We start from the raw sequence: 16393 nt of genomic DNA, 5'->3' as shown, positions 1-16393 counted from the left end.
GCTGCGCGCTGAGCATTATTATATATGAGAACGGCGCGCGCGGCCTCATTTTTCTCGCACGACCGCCGTAAATGGAGACGGTATTGCGGGCGTATTGATAGCGTGCAGATTTAAGAGTAATATATAAATAGATGTGCGTTAAATCATGCGTGGCTATCGGCTTAATAATAAACAGCATCTGGGAAACGAAGGCCCGGCTTTGCGGCGGAACGTTCCAGCGCCATAAATGTTCCCGCGCGCCGTTTGTGAAAAAATCAGAGGGTGGGGAAACAGTATGGGTAGGGAATATTTAGACGAAGACCGTTACCGAATAGCGGCGGAGGAAACGGGCGCTGCGGTCTTTGAGTGGGATCTGAAGACAGGCGCCTTCTACCGCTCCGATTCCTATCTGCGCTACGCGCTGAGCGACGTAGGCGCGGACGACATTCTCCATAATCGCGGGCCGCTTGAGATGGTGCACCCGCAGGATACTCCCGCGCTTTTTCGTTTTTTTGATGAAATAAAGGGCGGCGTCGCAAGAGCCGAGGCTGTGATGCGCCTTAAGATGAAGGACGGCTCCTACCGGTGGAGCCGCCTTGTTGGAATTTTTTGCAAAGACGCACAGGGCGCACCTTCAAGGACTATCGGCACTATTATTGATATAAACGACAATTACGAAAAAAATATGATGATAGAGGGGCTGCTCAACGCTATCCCCGGAGGCATCGCCGTCTATAAGGTCGGCGCTAAGCTTTCGTGCCTCTATTACAGCGACGGGCTGCCCGCTTTGAGCCACAGAACGAGAGAGGAATTTGACGCGATAAACGGCTCTCCCGACGCGCTGGAACGTCTTATCGCGCCGGAGGACATCGACCGTTTTCGCGCAGTCGCCGTGGAGAGCGTCACAAAACGCAAGCCTATAATATTGAATTTCCGCTGCATAGACGCCGACGGTTCTTCGTTCTGGCTCCACCTGTCGGCCACGCCGATACGCGAGGAGGAGGGCTGCCCGCTCTATTACGCCGTCTTCACCGCTCCCGAGCAGGAGAGCTCGATGTATCAGGGGCTGGTGGCCGACTCCCGAACGGCTGTGCTTGTCGCGGAGCGCGACACGCGCACAGTGCTCTACATCAACAACGCGCTTTTGAGATTTTTCCCCGGTGCGGAAAAGACGAAGCTCTCTGGAATGAAGACGGCGGAAATTTTCCCCGATAAAAGGATGCTTATGACGAATGAACAGATGGCGTCGCTTTCAGAGACTGAATATAGCGAGTACAGCCTCAAAATAAACGACGGGCGTTATTTCTGCCTGCGCTGCCGCGCTCTGACGTGGCTGGGGCGGCCCGCCTACATCCAGTACATCTCCGACGAGACGGAGGCGCATCGGCAGGAGGCGGAGCTGCAGGAGCTTGTAGACCGCATACCGAGCGGCATCGGCATCTATGACCTGCGAGGAGACCAAGTGACGCTGCGCTATCTGAACGACGGCTATTTCAGGATGACGGATTCGACGCGCGAGGAGCGCCGCGTCTACGAGCGCGAGAAATTCTTTTCGGCGGTCCACCCGGATGATGTGCCTCGCGTGCTTGCGGCCTTACATAAGGCGCGAGAGAATATGGAAAAAATAGACGTCACCCTGCGCGTGCTGAACGGCAAAAAACGGTATCTCTGGGTGCGGCTGAGCGCGATACTGACCCCGACGGGAAAAGATACCGCCGTTATTTACGGATGTTTCACCGACGTGGACGAACAGGTGCGCCAACAGGAGGAGCTGACGCGCAAATTCGAGGAGCGCACGAATTACGGGAAGGCGCTTGCCAGAGGCTCAAAGGCCTCGCTGCTGCTGAACGTCACGCGCAACACCGTATCCGAGGTGGAGAGCGAAGAGGAGCCGTTCTCCGCCTTCTGCCTCTCTCACGACGGAGACACCATTTTCAACTATATAACGGCGCATATCCCGTATGAGGCGGAGCGCGCGCGCTACCGCGCGATATTCACGCGCCGCGCAATACGCGAAGCCTTCGAGCGCGGAGAGACGCGCTGCGTCATACGCCACCATTACGCGAGCGCCTCGTTTTGGGTTGAGAGCGTCTGCGAAGCGATGCAGAACCCCTACACGGGAGACCTTGAGGCCTATTGCTTCTCGCGTGACGTAAGCGACGAAAAAAGGGCCGAGGACGTCGTAAACAGGCTGGTCGCCACGGAATACGACTCAATATTCACCTTCGACGCGGAAAGCGGCGTGCCGCGCCCCTTTATGAACAGTAGCCTCGACGAAGTTGTAAAGGAACAAAAAAAGATGGGCGACGTAAGCGCCGGCGTAGCGGAATACCTGCGCAGGCACTCTATAGACGTCGACGTGGAACGCGTGGTGCGCGACCACTCCCTTTGCCGTGTCAAAGAGGCGCTTGAAAAGGTGCAAAGCTACTCCACATTTTTCACCGTGCGCGACGATGATGGAAGGCCGTGCTACAAACGCGCCGCCTACAGCTATATGAACGAGGATAAAAAGAACGTCGTCTGTTCCGTGCGCGACGTCACAGCCGAGTACGAGGCCGAGCTGAACCAGAGGGAGCGCCTGAATAAAGCGCTCGCTGAGGCTACGCGGGCCAACGCCGCAAAGACGGACTTTCTTTCAAACATGAGCCACGAGATACGCACGCCGATGAACGCTATAATCGGAATGACGAAGCTGGCGCGCGAGGAACTTTCCAACGCGGCGGCGGCCGACGAATATCTTGCGCAGATAGACGCCTCCGGCCAGTACCTTCTTGGAGTCATAAACGACATACTGGACATGAGCCGCATCGAAAGCGGAAAATTCACGCTGAGCCGCGAGTGGGCGTCGCCCTCCGCGATAGCGCTTTCCTGCGTGGAGATGATGATGCCGATGGCGCATGAGAAAAATATAACCTTCGTCTACCCGCAAAACCTTTCCTGCGTTGGCCGCTACGAATTTTTCGTAGACGTCCTGAAGACGAAGCAGATGCTGATGAACCTGCTGAACAACGCCTTCAAATTTACGAAGGCGGGCGGTCGCGTGACGCTTGCGATGCGCCACGTGAGCCACGACGAAAGCAGCGCGGTGGACGAAATCATCATCGAGGACGACGGCTGCGGCATGAGCCAGGAATTTTTAACGCGCGCATTCACGCCCTTTGAACAGGAACGCAACATTTATTCCGGCGCGGTGCGGGGAACGGGCCTCGGCCTTGCGCTCGCAAAGCGAATAGCTATGGAGATGGGCGGGGATATAAAGGTCGAAAGCGAGCTGGGCCTCGGTTCAAAATTCACCGTAAGCATCAGTTATCTGTACCGCGAAAAAGAAAGCGCGGCGCCGGCGGGAGAAGAAACAATGACCGACCTCTTCGGCAAAAAAATACTGCTTGCGGAAGATCAGCCGCTCAACTCGATCATCGCAAAAAAACTCCTTGAAAAACGCGGCATGACCGTCCATACCGCCGAAAACGGCAAAGAGGCGCTTCGCCTCTTTGCGGAATCGGCCAGCGGAGACTTCGACGCGATACTGATGGACGTGCGTATGCCGGTGATGGACGGCCTTGCCGCCACGCGGGCCATACGCGCTCTGCCGCGCGCCGACGCAAAAAGCATAGCCATAATCGCGATGACCGCAAACGCCTTTGAGGAGGACAGAAAAGCCTCCCTCGATGCCGGAATGAACGCCCACCTCACCAAACCTGTGAACCCGAAACTGCTCTACGAAACTATCGCCGGAATACTCAAATAAAAAAGCGCGGCGCGCTCGGGAGTTTGTCCGAACGCGCCGCGCTTTTTATTTTTCCTTGATTTAGAACGCGGGTACGATGCCTTTGGGTACGAGGTTCTTTGTGATGTATTCTTTTACTTCCTTGGAGTTGGCCGCCTTTTTCAGCGCCTTCGCCGCGGGGGTGTCTTTGTCTGCGCCGCGTATTACGAGGACGTTCGCGTAGGGAGATTCTTTGCCCTCTATGACGATCGCGTCCTTCGCGGGCACGAGGCCGGCTTCGACTGCGAAATTCGTGTTGATGACGGCGGCGTCCACATCCTGCAATGTGCGGGGCAGCTGGGCCGCGTCAAGTTCGCGGATTTTGAGGTTCTTCGGGTTCGCGGTGATGTCCTTCGCCGTTACAAGCTCTCCGGCCTTTACCTTGATGAGGCCGTTCTTTTCAAGCAGGCGAAGCGCGCGGGCGCAGTTCGTCGCGTCGTTGGGGATGGCCACCTGCGAACCGTTTTTCAGCTCGCCGATCTTTTTTATCTTCTTTGAGTAGAGGCCGAGCGGTTCGATGTGTATCTTCGCTATCCAGACGAGGTTGTAGCCTTTTTCCTTGTTTGTGTTGTCAAGGTAGGGGACGTGCTGGAAGAAGTTCGCGTCGAGCGCCTTTTCGGCAAGCGCTGTGTTCGGCGTCACGTAATCGGTGAACTCAACTATCTTCAGGTCGTAGCCGTCCTTGGCCACGAGCTGCTTCACTACGTTCATGATGTCCTTGTGCGGGAACGGCGTTACGCCTACTTTGATTTCTTTGCCGGCCGCAAATGCCGCGGCGGGGATGAGAAGGGCTGCTATCAGTGCGAGTGCGATCTTTTTCATTGTAGATTCTCTCCTTATGAGTTAAATAAAAATTTCGTATCCTGTGCGGTCTTCGGGGCGCGGGGTCTCATATCGTATTCTATAAAGCTCAGCCCCCTTTACCTTATCTTCTCGTAGACGTAATTTCCTGCGTACTGTATCACCTGTACGATGACTATCAGTATCGCTACGGAGTAGACCATGACGTCCGTCTGAAAACGGTTGTAACCGTATTTTATCGCAAGGTCGCCCAGGCCGCCGCCGCCCACCACTCCCGCCATCGCGGAGTAGCCGAGCAGGTTTATCGCGACTATGGCCCAGTTGAGCACTATTGAAGGCATCGCCTCTTTTATCATGACGCCGAATATTATCTGGCAGGTGGAGGCTCCGAACGAGCGCGCGGCTTCTACCACCCCGCGGTCCACCTCAAGCAGGCTTCCCTCCATGAGGCGCGCTACGAAGGGCGTCGCCGCTATCGTAAGCGGCACGATGGAGGCGGTGCTGCCTATCGAAGTGCCGGCTATGATGCGCGTAAGCGGGATTATCGCGATGAGCAGTATTATGAAGGGAAAGGAGCGCAGAAGGTTCACGGCGATGTCGAGCACTCCGTAGACCGCCTTGTTCGGCTTAAGTCCGTTCGGCCCGGTGATTATCATCAACACCGCGACGCCGGAGCCGAAAATCCCCGAAAAAAAGGTGGAGACCGCCACCATATACAAAGTTTCCCAAAGCGCCGCCGTAAGCTCACTGCCCATCGTCCAATACCTCCCAGAACATTCCTTTTTCTTTCAGCCATTTTTCAACATTCGCCACGTCTTTGTCGGCGGTGTTTATTATAAGAAAGCCCATCACCGTGTCGCGGTAACGTTCAATGCGGCCTCCGACGACGGAGAAGTCTATGTTGAGCTCGCGCGCCATGCCTGTGATTATCGCCTCGTTCGCTATCTCGCGCGGGAACATCAGGCGGATGTTCGTCCCGGAGGGCACCACCGCGTAGTCGTCCGTGATGAGCTTGCGCAGCTCTTTGCCGGGCGCCAAAAACAGTTTGTCCGTGTCGCCGGAGGCTACGATCTTGCCGCCGTCCAAGATGATGACTTTGTTGCAGACCATCTTGACCACTTCCATCTGATGCGTGACTACGACGATGGTGACGTTGAGCTTTTTGTTTATGTCCATCAGCAGCTCGAGTATGGAGATGGTCGTCTTCGGGTCGAGCGCGGAGGTGGCCTCGTCGCAGAGCAGTATCTCCGGGTTCAGCGCAAGCGCGCGCGCTATGCCCACGCGCTGCTTCTGGCCGCCGCTTAGGCTGCGCACCTTTTCATGTTTTTTGCCTGTGAGCCCGACAAGTTCAAGCAGCTCGTCGGCGCGTTTTTCCGCCTCGGCGCGCGGCGTGCCCCACACCTTTAGCGGAAAGAGGATATTTTCATAGACGTCCTTGCGGTTCATGAGGTTGAAATTCTGAAAGATCATCCCCATGTCGCGGCGCAGCAGCTTAAGCTCCTGCTCCGAAAGCGCCTTCACCTCTTTGCCGTTCACCTTCACGCTGCCCTCGGTGTAGCCTTCAAGGCCGTTCAGACAGCGCAGCAGCGTAGACTTGCCCGCGCCGGAGTGCCCCACGATGCCGAAGACGTCTCCCTTTTCGACCTTCATGGAAATATCCGAGAGGACCTTTTGCTCTCCGAAATATTTTCCAAGCTTTTCGATCTCAATCATAAAATCATCCTTTGCTGTAACGCTTTTTAAAGTGCATAAAAAAAGACCGGGCCGTCGTCAGGCTCGGTCTCATGATTTTCACGCGCGGCGCTCTAGGCGTCCGTTGAATCATAAGAGGAGCCGTCAGAGTAGATGCACATCATCATGTTGTTTGCAAAATACTGAGTATTCAATTTCATATCCGCTCCTCCTTTTCAAAGTATGGGTCACATTGTAGTCAGCAATTCCCACATTGTCAACCCCGTAATCAAAAAAGCGGATGGGCGCGGCAAACTGGCCCTTGTTATCGCTTTGCAGCCGCGGCAGAGAGGCACTGCATGCGATAAACGGGGTAATATTTTCTTATTCTGCCATAAATTATCGCAGACTAATAAATTATCGTTGCGAAAACTGCTTAATTCATAAAATTTATAGGTATTTTTGCGTTTAAAAAGAGACAAAAGAATTATAGATTATATAATCGTTGCAGGGGATATTATTACTAAGCGAAGGGTCAGCATGATATGCTCCTATTGATATATCAGCTTAGTATTTTCCCTTACATCAGACCTATTGCGGGGAGCGATCGCATGAAAGAGCGTCCTGACTGGAATACATATTTTTTGCTTATGGCGCGCGTGGCGGCAAGCCGCAGCACCTGCCTGCGCCGCAAAGTGGGCGCGGTGCTCGTGCGTGACCGCCAGATATTGAGCACCGGCTACAACGGCGCACCGCGTGGAGTGACGCACTGCGACGAGGCGGGCTGTCTGCGTGAGACGCTTGGCATCGCCTCCGGCTGCCGCCATGAGATCTGCCGCGGCTCTCACGCGGAGATAAACGCGATAGCCCAGGCCGCCATCGCTGGCACCTCTACAGCGGATTCGTGGCTTTACTGCACGCACGAGCCGTGCGTCTACTGCACGAAGGCGCTGATAAACGCCGGGTGCAGAAAAGTTTTCTTCTTACATCCGTATCCTGACGAACTGGCGCGCGCCATCATGGCGGAATCCGGCGTCGAGTGCGTCTATGTCGACCCCGCGGAACTTCCCGCGGATATTTTTACAGAGTGATTTTTACCGCAATATTTGTTGCAAACTAATACTATAATATAAAACTGAAGGGAGCACCAACGATATGTCTATTTCGATAATTCTTGCTGACGACCATCCGCTTACAAGAGAGGGCATCAAAGGGTATCTTTCAAAGGAGCCGGACTTCACCATTGTGGGCGAGTACGCCGACGGAAACGCGACATGGGCCGGCATCCAGACGCACAGGCCCCAGATAGCGCTGCTTGACATCAGGATGCCGGGGCTTGACGGCATCGCTCTTGCGCGCAAGGTCAAGGAAGCCGGCATACCGACGGCCTCCCTCATGCTCACCTCATACGACTCAAATCAGTACGTTATGGCGGCTCTGCGCGCCGGCGCGCGCGGCTATGTGCTGAAGACCGCGACGATGGACACTCTCTCCCGCGCCATCCGCATCGCGGCACGCGGCGGTTTTTATCTTGACAGCGATGTTGCGAACGCCGTAGAGGACGGCGAAGATTTCGTTCCAGAACCAGTCTCGGTGCGCGAGCGCGAAGTGCTTCTGCTTGCGGCGCGCGGACTTTCCGGCAAGGAGATAGCGACGCAGCTCTTTATCAGCGAACGCACGGTGCAGACGCATCTTGCCTCCATCTACGACAAGCTCGGCGCGAAAAATAAGACGGAAGCGATGCTGCTTTCATTGAAATACGGCATAGTGACCATGGAGGAGCTTCTTGATTAAATGAAAAAAAAGGGACTCCTGTACAAGCTGATATTCGCTCTTCTGACGCCTACTATGATGGCGCTGTTTTTCGCGTGGATCATATACGACCAGTTTGAGAGCAGCATGGAGTCCATTTCGGGCAGCTACGTTCAAAACCTTGTAGACAGCGTGGCCGCCCGGCTCGATTCAAAAAAGTGGAGCATCGTCAAAGCCGGCGCAAAAAAGGTGCCTGTCGCGCGCGATATAAACACGATGGCCTCGCTGCTCAGCGAAATGAACCTTCCCGGGATCTTCGTCGTCGTTCAGGACGACGGAGACCTCGTCTACGGCACTCCCGGGCAGGTGAATCTTTTGATGGAGCACGCCGCCGACTTCAACGCGCTTGCGCCCGTCAAGATACGCGTCTCCGGCGGCAACTACCTGACAGGCATGACCTACCGCATCCCATCGGAACGTTTATATATCGTAGCGGCCGTGCAGTGGCAGAAGCTGTTCGGCCCTATGGTGCTGCTCGTAAGCGTCTGGCCGTTCGTCATGGGGCTGATGGCGGTCTTTATGATACTTGCCATCTATCTTCTTTATGAAAAAGTCATATTGCCGCTCAGAGATTTTGACGACGAGGTCTCTTCGCTGCGCCTCGGATACGAGCTGCCAGCCGAAGAGGCTCCGGAGGCGGTGCCGGAGCTCCAGCAGCTTCGTTCTACCTTTGTAGTGCTCGCTCAGTCTGCGATAGACAAGGAGCAGCTTTCTCGCGATTACGTCACGGATATCATCAAGGCCCAGGAAGAGGAACGCGAGCGCATCTCGCGCGAGATACACGACGGGCCGCTCCAGGACGTGACGGCGCTCGTGCAGCGCCTGCGTCTGCTCGAGCTTGAAGTGGACGGCAACCAGCAGATAATGGCGAGCCTCGACAACGCTGAAAAGGTCGCGATGATAGGCGTGAAGGAGCTGCGCGAGTTCTGCAACAACCTGACGCCGCCGTGGCTCGACTTGGGCCTCGCCCATTCATTGCAGGAGCTTTGCAACCGGATGTCGGTGCAGCTTGGCGTAAAGATAGATCTGGAGATAGTGGACGACCTTGAATATGAAGAAAACATCCTGCCGCTGCCGCTCTGCCTCGCCTTTTACCGCGTGGCGCAGGAGTCGATAAATAATTCCGTGCATCACGGCAATTCAACGCTTATCTCGGTGCTTCTTGAGCGAAGGAACAACGCTATCTTGATGCGCATCGAGGACAACGGCTCAGGCTTCACGATGCCGGAGGATGTAAAGGAACTCCGCATCCACGGGCACAGAGGCCTCTCAAATATGAAAGAGCGCATCAGGCTTGCGGGGGGGACTCTGATAATTGATTCAAAGCCTGGATTTGGCACAATTACAAGTTGTGAAGTACCGTCACAAAGTGTAGAATAGAGATGTATTTGTGCTACTATTTGATGCTTTGAAAGGTGGGAGCCTCCGGGCGGAAAAATGAGACTTCGAATATTCGGCGCTGCCGGTGAAGTTACCGGATCCAATTATATGATAGAAACATCCGGTTACAAGGTGCTTGTCGACTGCGGCGCACATCAAGGCGCTGACGAAGATAGGCACGAAAGCGAGCAATTGCCTTACAATCCAGCGGAGATAGACGCACTTCTTCTCACCCACGCGCACATCGACCACAGCGGAAGGATACCGCTTCTGGTCAAACAGGGCTTCAAAGGAAAAGTTTACTGCACGGACGCCACGTCGCAGCTCATTGAGATACTGCTTCGCGACTCCGCGCACATCATGCAGGAGGACGCCGAATGGCGCACGCGCAAAAACGCGCGCAAGGGCCTGCCTCCGGTCGTCGCGCTCTACACTGAACAAGACGTTGAAGATACTTTAGGCCATCGCTCCGCAATGCATTACGACGAGATAACGCAGATACTCCCCGGGCTTAAGGTGCGTTTTCGCGAGGCGGGCCATATACTGGGAAGCGCCATAATAGAAACATGGATAACGGATAAGGTCGACGGCCCGGAAAATATGCCGGAAAAAACGGTCAAGGTCGTCTTTTCGGGAGACCTCGGCCCGTTTGACGGCGTAATAGAAAAACCACCCGTCATCCTCGAAGAGGCTGACTACGTTCTAATAGAATCCACATACGGCGACCGCCTCCATAAATCCCTTGAGGATACGCGCGCCGAATTTCAGAGCGCCATGGAAGAGGCGATACGGTACGGCGGCAAAGTGCTCGTGCCGACCTTCGTCGTGGACCGCGCGCAGCGGATGCTCTATGAATTTACGCTGCTCCAGAAAAAACTCCCCGGCCTGCGCATGGGCCCCATCTATCTCGACTCTCCGATGGGCGTCAAGACGACGGAGATATATTCTAAATATGTGGGCCTGCTCTCGCGCGAATTAAAAGACATGCTGAACAACAATGAAGATCCGTTCGAGCCCCGCGGCTTCAGCTACGTGCGCACTCCCGAACAGTCGCGCGCCATCAACGAAAAGGCCGAAGGCATAGTCCTTGCCGGAAGCGGCATGTGTTCCGGCGGCCGCATAATGCACCACTTAAAACACAACCTTTTTAAAAACGACACTCACGTATTCTTCGTGGGCTATCAGGCCTACGGCACGCTGGGCCGCCGTCTCGTCGACGGAGCGAAGACCGTCCGCATAGCGGGCGAGGAGATCTCCGTCAAGGCGCAGTTCCACACGCTGAACGGATTTTCCGCGCACGCCGACCGCGACGACCTGCTTGAATGGGCCGGACATTTTCCGAAGAAGGCGCGTTTTATCGTGGTCCACGGCGAACCGAAGTCCGCGCAGTCCCTCGCACTGGGCTTGAAGGACAAAGGCTACGCGGCGCAGGTGCCGGCGATAGGCGACACGATAGAGCTTGGCGTGGCGGCTGCACCTTCGGCAAAGACGGCGATGCCGATAATCTCGCAGCGCATCCTGGACCGCATCCATATAGACCCGCAGGATGTGGAACGCACGCTTGGGGCCATATCGGCGCGTACTCTTGAAATGGAAGAAGTGCTTATAAAGAACGAAGAGCAGTATAATAACATAATGCCGCTGCTCGTTTCTGCAAGAATACTGCTTGAAACGGCCGCGGCTGTGAGCGAAAATAGAATAATAAAACGACAGTAAGGCGCAATAGAGGGCCGGGGCCGGAGGACGGCCGCCGGAATAAAGACGGTAACGACGCCTGAGCGGCGCGAAAAAGATAAGGATGGATGCGGCATGAATACCAAGGTTAAAATTGCCTGTGGGGCAGGAGCCGCGGCGGTCATTTTAATTGCCGCCGTACTGACTTGGTGCTTCTGGAGTTCGTCTGGCGTCCTTTCCGCGATACCAAAGCCGGACGATACGAAGCCCTATCTGGTCATAGAGACAAAAGAATACAGCTATCCTAAGCCGGTCTCCGCGATGCTCACAGACGGTATCTATGCGCTGCTCAAAGAAGGGACGCCTCGCAACGCGCTGCTTGCCGCCGCCTCCTACGCGAAGGAGGTCGGGATGCTGGTGCAGAACGGCGCAGATGAGACCACTGAGGTCTTCTGTTCGTTCCGCTTCCCGGACGCGGAGACGTCGAAGCTCAAAAAGGGCGAGCTGCCCAAAAGCCTCGCCGCAGTTTTTCGCGGAGCGAGGGTGCGCCGTGAGAACGATTCAAAAATAATGGCGATCGAGTCCGGCTCTATGAGCTCTCCGGTCTATTACACCGTGGCCGGCAAAAACGTCCTCATGGCGGCGGAGCTTGGAGTGCTGGAGCGCATGATCGCGGTAGGCAAAAATTCGTCCGACGGGCTGGGCGGCAAGAAATGGTCCGACGAACGGAGCTGGCCGGGGCACATAGAAATATCCGACGGAGGGGCGGCTACTGTCAACTCGCAATACAAGTTCCCGATCACGGTCGAGGCGGCATGGCGCGATACCGACAAGAAAAACGCGAGCGACCCTGCGGGCGAGGTGCGCTGGCGCCTGGTCAAACTGCCGAGCCTCGTCGAAAGCTACCTCAAATCCAACATGAAGGTCAAAAAATGGGACACGGCAAACAGCATAATCCCCGAGCCGCTTTTGCTTTCAATGGGAATAGTGCTGCCGCCGCTTGACGGCGCGCCACAGGACTGGCCGTTCCCGTTCAGCTCGCTGGGCGAGATAGCCGAAAACCTTGAAATGAACGACGCAGAGATACGCGAGATACTCTCAGGGGAAACGATATTTTCCCTGGGCGGTCAGAATAGAATACTGTGGTTCTCCCTTCCCGGCTTCCTTGTGGAACTTTCGGGAAAGCCCGACCTGATGAACAGGCTGATCTCCTCTTTCTGGAAGAACCTGTTTTTCGGCGCGGAGCCTAAGCCTCTTGCCGGCTTCACCGCGGGCGGCGCTACAAATCTGCCCTTCTCGGTCATCGGCGCGGGCCGTGACAACATCGCGGTCTTCGGCCTCACGACGCCTTCGTCGCTGAACATGAAGGACGGCCTGGGCCGTTTCCTGAAAGACGACGAGGCTGTAGTAGGCTGGATGCTGGCCGACCTGCCGCGCATCGGAGGCGCGTTATCTGAGATGACGAAGATGAGCAGCTTCCTGAACGACGAGGACTCAGAGGACGCGGGCATAGCCGACGGTGCGGAAGGAACTTACGACGAAAACTATCCGGAGCAGCCTGAGGCCGACGCGGAACAGCCGGAGCCTATACAGCCGGAGATGAAGCTGACGCCATTCGACCAGGGCATAACAGACTCCTTCGGAAGCGTGCTCAAAAAAATGGGCCGCGTGCTCATCGTATGGGAAGAGCCGCTTTCAGGCCGCATCAACTGGTATAAATCGTCCAAATAGCGCAAGCGGCGATAATTTGTCAATATTCCGCCGGCCTAAGGCGCAGCAGCGACGCTGCGTTACGGTCGGCGGTTCAATAAATCTGGAGGGTTTTTAGATGTACACAAACGCACTACAGGTCTTGAGAGAGCGCGGCTTCGTAGAATGGAGCAGCCACGATGAAGAGCTTCAGCAGCACTTCAAAAACAATATGGTGACGGGCTACATCGGATTTGACCCAAGCGCGGACAGCCTGCATGTCGGCAACCTCGTGGCCATCATGGGGCTTGCGTGGCTCCAGCGGCTGGGACACCGCCCCATCGCGATAGCGGGCGGCGGCACGGGACGCATCGGCGACCCGTCCGGCAAAAACTCGGAGAGGAACCTGCTCTCGGAGGATCTTATCGCGCACAACGTCTCCTGCATAGCGGGCCAGCTGCGCCACTTCCTGAACTTTGACAGCGGCGAAAACAGCGCGATGCTGGTCAACAACAACGACTGGCTCAAAAACGAAAGATTCATAGAGTTCCTGCGCGACACAGGAAAATTCTTCCCTGTCAGCTTCCTCGTCAACCGCGAATATGTGAGAAGCCGCGTGCTTGACCCGGACAAATCAATAACATACACGGAACTTTCATACATACTGCTTCAGGCCTTCGACTTCAACCACCTCTACAACGAATACGGCTGCACGCTGCAAATGGGCGGCAACGACCAGCAGGTGAACATCATAGCCGGCATGGATCTTACGCGCAAAAAATCCGGCGGCCAGTGCTACGGCATGACCTTCCCGCTGCTGCTCAACTCGCAGGGTCAGAAGTTCGGCAAGTCCGAGAGCGGAGCGGTCTACCTCTCCTCAAAGCGCACAAGCGTCTACAAGTTCTACCAGTTCTGGATAAACGTCGATGACAAAGATCTCGAAAAACTTTACAAGCTGTTTACCTTCAGGGAGCTTGACGAAATAAAAGCTCTGCTTGAAGAACACGAAAAGGCTCCCCATCTGCGCCGCGCCCAGCAGGAGCTTGCCTGGGAGATGACCTGCCGCGTCCATGGAGAGGCGGCGGCCGAGCGCGTGCGCGAGGCAAGCGCCGTGCTCTTTGGCGAGATGAACATCAAAGAGGCGGCGGCCGAGGTGCTGGACACCCTCTCCGAAGAGATACCCTGCGCCGAAGCGGACATAGCGGAGACGAACGGCGTCACAGACTTGCTCGTCCTCTGCGGAGCCTGCGACTCAAAGGGCAACGCGAAGAAAAAGATAAAAGAGGGCGGCGCCTACCTCAACGGCGAAAAACTGACGGACGCCGGACGTGTGGTGACGGAGGCGGACCTTCTTTCGGGCCGTTATCTTCAGCTCAACGTAGGCAAGAAGGACTTCCGTCTGCTGAAAGTGAAATAAAACAAAAGGCGGCCCAGTCACGGGCCGCTTTTTGTTATTCACAGATCATGGATAAAAAAGTAAAGGCCTTTCTCGCATTCGCACACAAAATAAAGCCGGGCTGGAGCGCAAACGCTCTGGCCGGGCTCATCATACCCATTCTCAGGCTCTCCGGCGTCAGAAAAGACATCGCGCTTCGGAACATCGCGCTCTGCTTTCCAGAAAAAAGCAGACAGGAGCGCGCGGCGATATTTTCGTCCTCATGCGAGAGCATGATATGGACCGGCGTCGAGATGCTCGCGTGGCAGAAAGACCCATCGCTCATCGACCGCATGGCCGTCGAATGCGAGCACATGGAGCGCATCGACGAAGCGCTTGCGGCGGGCCGGGGCGCAGTCGTTTTTTCGGCCCACCTTGGGAGCTGGGAATTTTCCGCGGCCTGGCTCGCCCGTCATTACCCTTTTTACGGCATCGTGCGTCATTCCGACAGCCCGTTCATGAAGGAGCTTATCGAGACGCTGCGCGGAAGCTCCGGCCTGCGCACCATCTCAAAAGAAGAAAACATGATGCGCGTAGTCTCGCTTTTGCGGCGCAATAACATATTCGGCGCTTTAGGAGACCAGCACGGCGGCGGAGAGGGCGAAATGATCCCGTTCTTTGGAGAGCCAACCTCCACGGTATGCGGCCCCGCGGCCTTTTCTGTGCTCACCGGAGCGCCTATGATCCCGTTCTTTACACAGCGGCTTGCGCCCTTTAAATTCAAAATACGCGCCGAAGAGCCAATAGCCCATCCCGTCGGCATGAAGCGCGACGACGCGATACTATATCTCACAAAGAAAATGAACGAAGCCTACGAAAAAATGATAAGGGAAAACCCCGGACAGTGGCTCTGGCAGCACAGGCGGTTTCGCGAAATAATAACGGACTAGAGCGGACGCCCCTTTCATAAAATAATAGCTCCATCATTTATGTGTATTGCACATTGCCATTTAACCCCAATAACTGCTAAACTGTTATTAAGAAAATAAGAACGAGGTTAATAATTATGGCAGAAAAAAGATACGCTTTAGATATGAACTGCGACGAGTGGAAGGAATACCTTGAAAAGGGCCTTCAGGAACCCAAATTCAGAGCGGACCAGATATGTCAGTGGCTCTGGCAGAAGCACACAGACGACACAGAGGGCATGACGAACCTTTCAAAAGAACTTCGCGCGAAGCTTGACGAAAAGGTCAACGTCCACTATCCGTCAATCGTGCGCGAGCAGCGCTCCTCGGACGGCACGCGCAAGTTCCTCTTGCAGCTCGCCGACGGCAACTCCGTCGAATCCGTGCTCATGAAATACGGCGAACGCCTCACCGCCTGCATCTCCACGCAGGTAGGCTGCCCCCTCCAGTGCACATTCTGCGCAACGGGCCTCTCAGGCTTCGTGCGCAATCTTACCGCAGGCGAGATAGCGGGGCAGGTGCTCGCTATCGAAAAAAGGGCCGGACGCGAGGTCAACAACGTCGTCTACATGGGAATGGGCGAACCGTTCATGAACACCGACGCCGTTCTGAAATCCGTCAGAATGCTGAACGACCCGAAGATGAGAAATCTGGGCATTCGTCACATCACGATCTCAACCTCCGGCGTCATCCCCGGCATCAAGGCTCTCGCCCAGTCCGGCCTTGGAGTGCGCCTCGCCGTTTCGCTGCACGCAGCGGACGACGAACTGCGCAGCTTCCTCATGCCGGTCAACCAGAGCTACCCGGTAGACCAGCTCCGCACGGCGATGCAGGAATACCAGGACGCGACCGGCGACCGCATATCAATAGAATACACGCTCTTTGGCGGCGTGAACGACAGCCTCGACCACGCGCGCGCTCTCGTGCGTTATTTGAAGGGCATACATTCCTTCGTCAACCTCATCCCCTACAACTCAGTCGACGGCCGTTATGAAAAACCTAAGTCCGAAGACGTGCTGAAATTCCGCAGCGTGCTTCAGACCGCGGGCTTTGAGACGGAGATACGCTCGGAGCAGGGCGCCGATATAGACGCGGCCTGCGGGCAGCTTCGCAGAAAGACGATAGAGGGAGATTCCGCACCCTTTGACGAACCGGCCTATTCGCTGACTAAAACGGACATGGCGCCGGAAAAACGCCGCGAGGAGCCGCCGGTGCTGCCGGCAAAGGCGAAATCGACTCCACGCCGCGCGGACACGGGCGCGAATTCAAAAAGATACC

12 protein-coding genes are annotated in these 16393 nt (G+C 55.7%); 9 read left to right on the top strand and 3 right to left on the bottom strand.

Annotated elements, in window-relative coordinates; genetic code table 11:
- Positions 1-274 precede the first annotated feature (274 nt).
- Positions 275-3727, top strand: a complete 3453-nt coding sequence (locus tag RRY12_08190) for a PAS domain-containing protein (GenBank protein ID MEG2184640.1) — start codon at positions 275-277, stop codon at positions 3725-3727.
- A 60-nt stretch (positions 3728-3787) separates the two neighbouring features.
- Here RRY12_08190 and RRY12_08185 read toward each other — a convergent pair whose 3' ends face one another.
- The 3 genes from RRY12_08185 to RRY12_08175 all read right to left on the bottom strand — a co-directional run bounded on the left by RRY12_08185 (position 3788) and on the right by RRY12_08175 (position 6259).
- A complete protein-coding gene (locus RRY12_08185) occupies positions 3788-4567 on the bottom strand; it encodes a MetQ/NlpA family ABC transporter substrate-binding protein (GenBank protein ID MEG2184639.1) in 780 nt (259 codons plus the stop codon).
- A gap of 98 nt (positions 4568-4665) precedes the next feature.
- Positions 4666-5301: a methionine ABC transporter permease gene (locus RRY12_08180; GenBank protein MEG2184638.1), complete on the bottom strand. Its 636-nt coding sequence runs from the start codon at positions 5299-5301 to the stop codon at positions 4666-4668.
- Positions 5291-6259, bottom strand: coding sequence for a methionine ABC transporter ATP-binding protein (locus tag RRY12_08175; protein ID MEG2184637.1), 969 nt, complete (start codon positions 6257-6259; stop codon positions 5291-5293). Before RRY12_08175 ends, RRY12_08180 begins: the two co-directional genes overlap by 11 nt.
- A gap of 569 nt (positions 6260-6828) precedes the next feature.
- On the opposite strand from RRY12_08175, the gene RRY12_08170 reads away from it, so the two are divergent.
- From RRY12_08170 to rlmN, 8 genes are all read left to right on the top strand, one after another.
- Positions 6829-7308, top strand: a complete 480-nt coding sequence (locus RRY12_08170; GenBank protein ID MEG2184636.1) for a cytidine/deoxycytidylate deaminase family protein — start codon at positions 6829-6831, stop codon at positions 7306-7308.
- A 64-nt stretch (positions 7309-7372) separates the two neighbouring features.
- Entirely contained in the window at positions 7373-8011 is a 639-nt protein-coding gene (locus tag RRY12_08165) for a response regulator transcription factor (protein ID MEG2184635.1), read from the top strand.
- A complete protein-coding gene (locus RRY12_08160) occupies positions 8012-9409 on the top strand; it encodes a histidine kinase (protein ID MEG2184634.1) in 1398 nt (465 codons plus the stop codon). It begins immediately after the preceding gene.
- Between the two features lie 57 nt (positions 9410-9466).
- Positions 9467-11125 (top strand): MBL fold metallo-hydrolase, encoded by a 1659-nt coding sequence (locus tag RRY12_08155; GenBank protein ID MEG2184633.1) that lies wholly within the window; start codon positions 9467-9469, stop codon positions 11123-11125.
- Positions 11126-11218: 93 nt separating this feature from the next.
- Complete coding sequence (locus RRY12_08150; GenBank protein ID MEG2184632.1) at positions 11219-12814, top strand: hypothetical protein; 1596 nt, start codon at positions 11219-11221, stop codon at positions 12812-12814.
- Between the two features lie 97 nt (positions 12815-12911).
- Positions 12912-14189, top strand: a complete 1278-nt coding sequence (gene tyrS / locus RRY12_08145; protein MEG2184631.1) for a tyrosine--tRNA ligase — start codon at positions 12912-12914, stop codon at positions 14187-14189.
- 47 nt (positions 14190-14236) lie between these two features.
- A complete protein-coding gene (locus RRY12_08140) occupies positions 14237-15097 on the top strand; it encodes a lysophospholipid acyltransferase family protein (protein ID MEG2184630.1) in 861 nt (286 codons plus the stop codon).
- A gap of 116 nt (positions 15098-15213) precedes the next feature.
- Positions 15214-16393: 23S rRNA (adenine(2503)-C(2))-methyltransferase RlmN (gene rlmN / locus RRY12_08135; protein ID MEG2184629.1), on the top strand; the 1180-nt coding region annotated here is incomplete at its 3' end.

This window comes from Cloacibacillus sp. (assembly GCA_036655895.1).
In the GTDB taxonomy this organism is placed as follows: Bacteria; Synergistota; Synergistia; order Synergistales; family Synergistaceae; genus JAVVPF01.
This window is presented reverse-complemented; position numbering and strand designations above follow the sequence as displayed.

What these genes read in the sequence shown, in the direction of transcription:
- RRY12_08190 (MEG2184640.1), top strand. Translation starts at nt 275, where the DNA reads ATGGGTAGGGAATATTTAGACGAAGACCGTTACCGAATAGCGGCGGAG.
- RRY12_08185 (MEG2184639.1), bottom strand. Translation starts at nt 4,567, where the DNA reads ATGAAAAAGATCGCACTCGCACTGATAGCAGCCCTTCTCATCCCCGCC.
- RRY12_08180 (MEG2184638.1), bottom strand. Translation starts at nt 5,301, where the DNA reads ATGGGCAGTGAGCTTACGGCGGCGCTTTGGGAAACTTTGTATATGGTG.
- RRY12_08175 (MEG2184637.1), bottom strand. Translation starts at nt 6,259, where the DNA reads ATGATTGAGATCGAAAAGCTTGGAAAATATTTCGGAGAGCAAAAGGTC.
- RRY12_08170 (MEG2184636.1), top strand. Translation starts at nt 6,829, where the DNA reads ATGAAAGAGCGTCCTGACTGGAATACATATTTTTTGCTTATGGCGCGC.
- RRY12_08165 (MEG2184635.1), top strand. Translation starts at nt 7,373, where the DNA reads ATGTCTATTTCGATAATTCTTGCTGACGACCATCCGCTTACAAGAGAG.
- RRY12_08160 (MEG2184634.1), top strand. Translation starts at nt 8,012, where the DNA reads ATGAAAAAAAAGGGACTCCTGTACAAGCTGATATTCGCTCTTCTGACG.
- RRY12_08155 (MEG2184633.1), top strand. Translation starts at nt 9,467, where the DNA reads ATGAGACTTCGAATATTCGGCGCTGCCGGTGAAGTTACCGGATCCAAT.
- RRY12_08150 (MEG2184632.1), top strand. Translation starts at nt 11,219, where the DNA reads ATGAATACCAAGGTTAAAATTGCCTGTGGGGCAGGAGCCGCGGCGGTC.
- tyrS (MEG2184631.1), top strand. Translation starts at nt 12,912, where the DNA reads ATGTACACAAACGCACTACAGGTCTTGAGAGAGCGCGGCTTCGTAGAA.
- RRY12_08140 (MEG2184630.1), top strand. Translation starts at nt 14,237, where the DNA reads ATGGATAAAAAAGTAAAGGCCTTTCTCGCATTCGCACACAAAATAAAG.